The following is a 294-nucleotide window of genomic DNA, read 5'->3' as shown; positions in this document are numbered from 1 at the left end:
GCTGTATTTTATATGCAAATGTCAGATTTTATGTAACAATGCTAAAATCCGATGAAATAACAAACCGGAGGTGGGTTCATGGCGGATCTTATAATCGGAATCATTCTGATCGCTGCTGTTGCTGAAGCACTTCGTCGCCAGGATCCAGCATGGCTCGCAGGGCCACGTCAATGGCCTCACTTCCGCCTACCGTCACCATCACTTCATGATCCTGATCGTATGTAACATGAAAACGCCGTTTTAAATAGTTGGAAATCTCAACCTTTAATTCTCTCAGCCCGGCGTTGGACGTGT

At 45.6% G+C, this 294-nt stretch carries 1 pseudogene; it reads right to left on the bottom strand.

Going from position 1 to position 294, the window contains the following annotated elements:
- Positions 1-115: 115 nt before the first annotated feature.
- Positions 116-294: pseudogene (locus tag NE473_RS31740) on the bottom strand (aminotransferase class I/II-fold pyridoxal phosphate-dependent enzyme); the annotation flags it as partial.

The sequence above is a fragment of the Hungatella sp. SL.1.14 genome, assembly GCF_024460495.1.
GTDB lineage: Bacteria > Bacillota > Clostridia > Lachnospirales > Lachnospiraceae > Hungatella > Hungatella hathewayi.
Note: the sequence above shows the minus strand (reverse complement) of the source record. Positions and strands in the feature narration are given on the sequence as shown.